Source organism: Marisediminitalea sp. (assembly GCF_984433645.1).
Genome location: NZ_CFIDRX010000211.1, coordinates 1 through 6,818 on the forward strand (window position 1 = coordinate 1; position 6,818 = coordinate 6,818).

5 protein-coding genes are annotated in these 6,818 nt (G+C 46.6%); all 5 read right to left on the reverse strand.

Translation table 11 applies throughout. The features are described 5' to 3' along the window. Positions 1-10: 10 nt before the first annotated feature. Positions 11-283, reverse strand: a complete 273-nt coding sequence (gene hupB / locus AC4MRN_RS18560) for a nucleoid-associated protein HU-beta (protein ID WP_073323035.1) — start codon at positions 281-283, stop codon at positions 11-13. 326 nt (positions 284-609) lie between these two features. Then, the gene (lon, locus tag AC4MRN_RS18565) at positions 610-2,967 is read right to left on the reverse strand and encodes an endopeptidase La (protein WP_073323037.1); all 2,358 of its coding nucleotides are present in this window, start codon (positions 2,965-2,967) and stop codon (positions 610-612) included. 187 nt (positions 2,968-3,154) lie between these two features. Next, entirely contained in the window at positions 3,155-4,432 is a 1,278-nt protein-coding gene (gene clpX / locus AC4MRN_RS18570; protein ID WP_073323039.1) for an ATP-dependent protease ATP-binding subunit ClpX, read from the reverse strand. 62 nt (positions 4,433-4,494) lie between these two features. Next, positions 4,495-5,121, reverse strand: a complete 627-nt coding sequence (gene clpP / locus AC4MRN_RS18575) for an ATP-dependent Clp endopeptidase proteolytic subunit ClpP (RefSeq protein ID WP_073323041.1) — start codon at positions 5,119-5,121, stop codon at positions 4,495-4,497. A gap of 98 nt (positions 5,122-5,219) precedes the next feature. After that, on the reverse strand, positions 5,220-6,524 hold the full coding sequence (tig, locus tag AC4MRN_RS18580) for a trigger factor (protein ID WP_073323044.1): 1,305 nt from the start codon (positions 6,522-6,524) through the stop codon (positions 5,220-5,222). Positions 6,525-6,818: the final 294 nt, after the last annotated feature.

Consider the following 6,818-nt stretch of genomic DNA (forward strand, 5'->3'; position numbering starts at 1 on the left):
TGACTGCTTATTAGTTACAAGCGTCTTTCAGTGCTTTACCAGCTTTGAAAGAAGGCACTTTAGCTGCAGCAATTTCGATAGTCTCACCAGTTTGAGGATTACGACCACTACGTGCAGAGCGCTCTCTTACAGAGAAAGTACCGAAACCAACCAGTGCTACTTGATCGCCTTCTTTCAGCGCGTCAGTTACCGCGTCAGTGAAAGCGTCCAGTGCACGGCCAGCAGCAGCTTTAGAAATATCTGCACCAGCAGCGATTTTATCGATGAGTTGAGACTTGTTCACAATTAAGATCCCCTTCGTTTGTTATTATGCTCTCGTCCGCAAAAACATTAATTCATTGCTCAGACGTTATAGCAAGCTTAATCAGTAACATCAAGCCAAGCTTTACAATTTTTTAACTTATTAATGAATCGCTGCCATCCCTTTAGTGACAAGGCTTCAAGCGAATACAGCAGTTAAGGTAACACAACTTTTCTGACTTTGAAGCCCCTAAAGTTAAAAAAAATGACTTTTCTCACGTTATCTGCACACTTTTTGAGCAAAACAAATAAAAATGCCGCGCAAGCCCTTATATGACTGGCGCGGCAAGCATTCTATGTGCCTAAGTTTTAGCCGTTTAACGCAACAGGTTGAAAACTCTCAACCGGCTCTTGCAAGGCAATATCTAACACATCATCAATCCACTGTACCGGATGAATAGACAAATCCTGCTTCACGTTATCCGGAATTTCTTCTAAATCACGTTCATTGTCTTTCGGGATCACTACGGTTTTGATACCACCGCGGTGCGCAGCAAGCAGCTTCTCTTTCAGCCCACCAATCGCCAGCACTTCTCCGCGCAGGGTAATTTCCCCGGTCATGGCCACATCGCACTTAACAGGGTTGCCTGTTAATGACGACACCAGTGCAGTACACATCGCGATACCCGCACTTGGACCATCTTTAGGTGTTGCACCTTCAGGCACGTGAACGTGAATATCACGCTTCTCGTAGAAATCACCGTTAATACGCAGTTTTTCAGCGCGTGAGCGAACGACCGTCATGGCAGCATGAATAGACTCCTGCATAACATCGCCCAGTGAACCGGTTGATGTCATTTTTCCCTTACCAGGTACAGAAGTCGTTTCGATAGTCAGTAAGTCACCGCCAACTTGTGTCCAGGCCAATCCTGTTACCTGACCAATCTGGTTGTTCTTGTCGGCTTTACCGTAATCGAAGCGCTGCACACCCAGATAGTCTTTCAGGTTATCCTGGTTCACTACCACTTTCTTAGTCGATTTATTCAGCAAAATATCTTTCACCGCTTTACGACACACTTTAGAAATCTCGCGTTCCAGTGAACGCACACCAGCTTCGCGAGTGTAGTAGCGGATCATGCCAATAATGGCTGAGTCTTCGATTTCCAGTTCATTCTTTTTAAGGCCGTTGCGTTCCATTTGCTTACTGATCAAATGGCGTGTGGCGATATTCAGCTTCTCATCCTCGGTATAGCCCGATAAACGAATCACTTCCATCCGGTCGAGTAACGGACCAGGAATGTTCATGCTGTTTGATGTCGCAACGAACATGACATCAGACAAATCGTAGTCCACTTCCAGATAATGGTCGCTGAAGCTGCTGTTTTGTTCCGGGTCCAGTACTTCGAGTAATGCGGAAGCCGGGTCGCCACGCATGTCAGATGACATCTTGTCGATTTCGTCTAACAAGAACAGCGGGTTTTTCACTTCCACTTTGGCCATTTTCTGGATCAGCTTACCCGGCAATGAGCCAATGTAGGTGCGACGGTGTCCACGAATTTCCGCTTCATCGCGCACGCCACCCAGTGCCATACGCACATACTTGCGGCCTGTGGCTTTGGCAATAGATTGACCCAGTGATGTTTTACCCACACCCGGCGGTCCGACTAAACACAGAATCGGCCCTTTCAGTTTACGAACACGTTGTTGCACGGCAAGGTATTCAATAATACGTTCCTTGACCTTTTCCAGTCCGTAATGGTCGGCATCCAGGATCTCTTCTGCCTTTGCCAGGTTCTTTTTCACCGCAGAACGCTTATGCCACGGTACACTGGTCAGCCAATCGATATAGCTTCTGACAACCGTTGCTTCGGCAGACATTGGCGACATCATTTTCAGCTTTTGCAGTTCAGCCTTAGCTTTTTCTTCAGCCTCGGCAGGCATTTTGGCTTCTTCGATTTTCTTGCTCAGCGCTTCAAATTCATCCGGCGCGTCGTCGAGCTCACCCAGTTCTTTCTGAATGGCTTTCATTTGCTCGTTCAGATAGTACTCGCGCTGAGACTTCTCCATTTGCTTCTTAACGCGGGTGCGAATTTTCTTTTCGACCTGCAGCAAATCAATTTCGCCTTCCATTAACGCCATCAGATACTCAAGGCGTTCATTCACGCCCCGCATCTCGAGCACTTTTTGCTTCTCTACCAGTTTAAGCGGCATATGCGCAGCCATGGTATCAGCCAAACGTGCAGCATCATCGATGCCGTTGAGCGACGTCAGTACTTCGGGTGGAATCTTTTTATTGAGCTTAACGTAACCTTCGAACTGCGACACTGCAGAACGGATCAGCACTTCCTGCTCACTTTCAGGCAGCGCTTCATCGCCCAGGCGATCAATACCCGCTACAAAGAAAGGTTCAGTTTGTACATAGTCGGCTACTTCACCACGAACATTACCTTCAACCAGCACTTTTACCGTGCCGTCGGGTAATTTAAGCAATTGCAAAATGGTCGCGATGGTACCTACAGAATAAATATCGCCGGTGTCTGGCTCATCAATGCCCGCGTCTTTTTGGGCAACAAGGAAAATTTGTTTGTCGCTGTCCATGGCCGCTTCCAAACAGCGGATCGACTTCTCACGTCCAACGAATAAAGGTATGACCATATGGGGGTACACAACCACGTCCCGCAAGGCCAGTACTGGTATTTCAATGCGATTCTCTCGCTCTGATGTCATACTTCTTCTCTGATTATTACTATTGTGTCTTTATATGGGGATGGGCTAACAAAGTTCAATTAACCCGCAGTATATTTCTATAAGGCGTAGTCTTAATCTACTGCAAACCGTTTTGAAAAGCAGTAACTAATGCTTGATATCACAAATAAAAAAAGGCCCGGAGGCCTTTTTATATATTTTGATTGTTTTATTCGCTGGCGGCTTTTTTGTCCGCACTGTCGTAAATAAGAATTGGATTAGACTCGCCGCGAATCACGGTTTCATCAATCACCACCTTGCTTACGTTTTCCATAGAAGGTAATTCGTACATGGTTTCAAGCAGAACAGCTTCTACAATTGAACGCAGGCCACGGGCACCTGTTTTGCGCTGCATCGCTTTCTTAGCAATTGCAAACAAGGCATCTTCACGAAACTCTAGTTCAGTGTCTTCCATGGCAAATAAGGCGGAGTACTGTTTGGTAATCGCATTCTTTGGTTCTTTCAGAATCTGAATTAACGCTTCTTCGTTCAGTTCTTCCAGGCTGGTTACCACTGGCAGTCGTCCGATAAACTCCGGAATCAATCCGTACTTAACCAGGTCTTCTGGCTCTACCTGACGGAACAGCTCAGAAATGGCCTTCTTGTTTTCCTTGGACTTCACTTCAGCGCCAAAACCGATGCCGCTACCACTGGTCGCGCGTTGCTCGATGACTTTGTCGAGCCCTGCAAATGCACCACCACAAATAAACAGTATTTTAGAGGTATCAACCTGCAGGAATTCCTGTTGTGGGTGCTTGCGTCCACCTTGCGGCGGTACAGATGCTACGGTGCCTTCGATCAACTTCAATAGCGCTTGCTGAACACCTTCTCCGGATACGTCACGCGTAATCGAAGGGTTGTCTGACTTACGGCTGATTTTGTCGATTTCATCAATGTAAACAATACCGCGCTGGGCTTTTTCTACATCGTAATCACACTTCTGCAGCAGCTTTTGAATAATATTTTCAACGTCTTCACCCACATAACCGGCTTCGGTCAGTGTGGTGGCATCAGCCATGGTGAAAGGTACGTCTAACAGACGAGCCAACGTCTCAGCCAACAGGGTTTTACCGCTACCGGTAGGCCCAATTAGCAGAATGTTACTTTTGCCTAACTCAACGCCTTCGTGTACATCACCATTGCGCAAACGCTTGTAATGGTTGTAAACCGCCACCGACAGAACTTTCTTCGCGTGCTCCTGACCAATCACATAGTCGTTCAGGTGCTCGTGAATTTCCTGGGGTTTTGGCAGCGCATTTTGCTTTTGCTTATTCGGGGCAATCTCCTTGATCTCTTCCCGAATAATATCGTTGCATAACTCAACGCACTCATCGCAGATGAACACTGAGGGGCCGGCGATAAGCTTTCTGACCTCGTGCTGGCTTTTGCCACAGAACGAGCAATACAGAAGTTTATTGTCGCCGTCGCTGCTTTGTTTGTCGCTCATAGATTATTGCCTCTATACTGCCCGGCAAACATAAACAATAACGCCGGGCTTATATAACTATACTACTTAGAAGCCGTTGCGTCAGATCGATTTGTTAAAACCTGATCGATTAGCCCGTATTCTTTGGCTTCATTTGCACTTAAGAAGTTGTCACGGTCCGTGTCTCTGGCAACCGTTTCATAATCCTGGCCAGTATGCTGTGCCATCAAACGGTTTAACTTCTCTTTAATGCTTAAAATTTCGCGAGCGTGAATCTCAAAATCAGAAGCCTGGCCCTGGAATCCACCCAAAGGTTGGTGAATCATGACCCGGGCATTAGGTAAGCAATAGCGCTTGCCCTTGGCTCCGCCTGATAACAAGAATGCACCCATGCTGGCTGCCTGACCCACACACACAGTGCTCACGTCTGGCTTAATGAAATTCATGGTGTCGTAAATGGCCATCCCTGCTGTCACAGAGCCGCCAGGAGAATTGATATACAGGAAAATGTCTTTTTCTGGGTTTTCTGCTTCCAGAAACAGCATTTGTGCGACGATCAAATTGGCCATGTGATCCTCTACCTGACCAACCAGGAAAATCACGTTTTCCTTTAAAAGACGCGAATAAATATCGTAAGAACGCTCTCCTTTAGCAGTTTGTTCAACAACCATGGGAACCAGGGCGTTCATCGGATCAAGTGGGCTATGCATTTTGCGATACCTTACGTACTAACAGAAATAAAAATGCTCGGACTAGACCGAGCATTTAAACAGTTGCTTGTAGGTTAAGTCAATCTGGGAGTGTAAAATTACCCCTGTTTGTTCATAACCTCGTCAAACGCTTTTGTCACGTCGGTAGTTTTTGCTTTGCTCACTACCCATTCGATGGCTTGTTCTTCAAGCGCAACGTTTTGCATTTGTTGCATCAGTTCCTGGTTGTTTTTGTAATATTCAACCACTTCCTGAGGATCTTCATACGCAGACGCCATCGTTTCGATCAGGCTATCTACTTTTTCTTGATCCGCTTTCAGTTCGTTTTGCTTGATGATTTCACCCAGTAACAAACCAATTGTTACGCGACGCTTAGCGTTGTCTTTAAACAGATCGCCTGGCAGCTCTGGCATGTTTGCACCACCGCCTTGCTGACTGAAACGCTGTTTAGCTTGTTCGCGCAGTGCATTGATTTCTTGCTCAACCAATGCAGCAGGCACGTCCATCTCGTTCTTTTCAATCAGTTTAGCAATAACGGCTTCTTTCAGCTCGTTTTTCAGTGTTGTGCTCAGCTCGCGTTCCATGTTTTTACGCACTTCCGCTTTCAATGCTTCCACATCACCGTCTTCGATACCGAACAGTTTTGCAAATTCTTCATCAACTTTTGGCAGAGTCAGACCTTCAACTTTCTTCACGCTCACTGCAAACTGAGCGGCTTTACCTTTCAGGGCTTCTGCGTGGTAGTCTTCAGGGAAAGTCACATCTACAGTGACTTCTTCGCCTTTCTTCGCACCCACCAGTGGCTCTTCGAAGCCAGGGATCATGCGGCCTTTGCCCAATTCAAGCGTAAAGTCTTCAGCTTTACCGCCTTCGAACTCTTCGCCGTCTACTGTGCCAACGAAATCAATAACAACGCGGTCGTCTTTACGTGCTTTACGACGTACTTCTTTCCACTCACCGTGTTGCTTCTGTAACGTTTCCATCATGTTGTCCAGGTCAGCGTCGCTGATCTCTACAACAGTTTTCTCAAGCTCGATTTCTTCTACACCCTTCACTTCTACTTCCGGGTATACTTCGAACTTGGCTACGAATTCTAAATCTTCGCCATCCTGATCTTTTGTTAATTCAAAAGCAGGCATGCCAGCAGGATTGATTTTTTCCTGAACGATGGCCTGATAGAAGTTTTGCTGCATTACATCGCCAGCCACTTCCTGACGTACAGCCTGGCCGTAACGCTTTTTGATTACGCTTACTGGTACTTTACCTGGACGGAAGCCGTTAATACGCTGGGTTTTCGCTAACTGCTGTAAACGCGCTTTAACCGCATTATCTACTGACTCAGCAGGAACAGTAATAGTAAGACGGCGTTCTAAACCTTGAGTCGTCTCGACTGAAACTTGCATTGTATTACCTCAACTGTGCGCCTAAGACGCTTTATTTTCCAGCCTTTGTCTCCCAGCGGTAACAGTTACCAACCAGCAGAAAAAGGTCGATTCTTCGCGCTTACTAATGTGCGCTGCCATAAAAAGACGCAGTAGTATACAGTTTGCTAATAGCAGAGTCGAGCGTTAATCACGCCTTTCATGGCCGCACAGCAGAGACTGCGCAGAAAAGCGTCAAAATACTGAGAAAAAACAGAAAGAATGGTCGGTGAGACAGGATTTGAACCTGCGACCCCTTGTACCCAAAACAAGTGC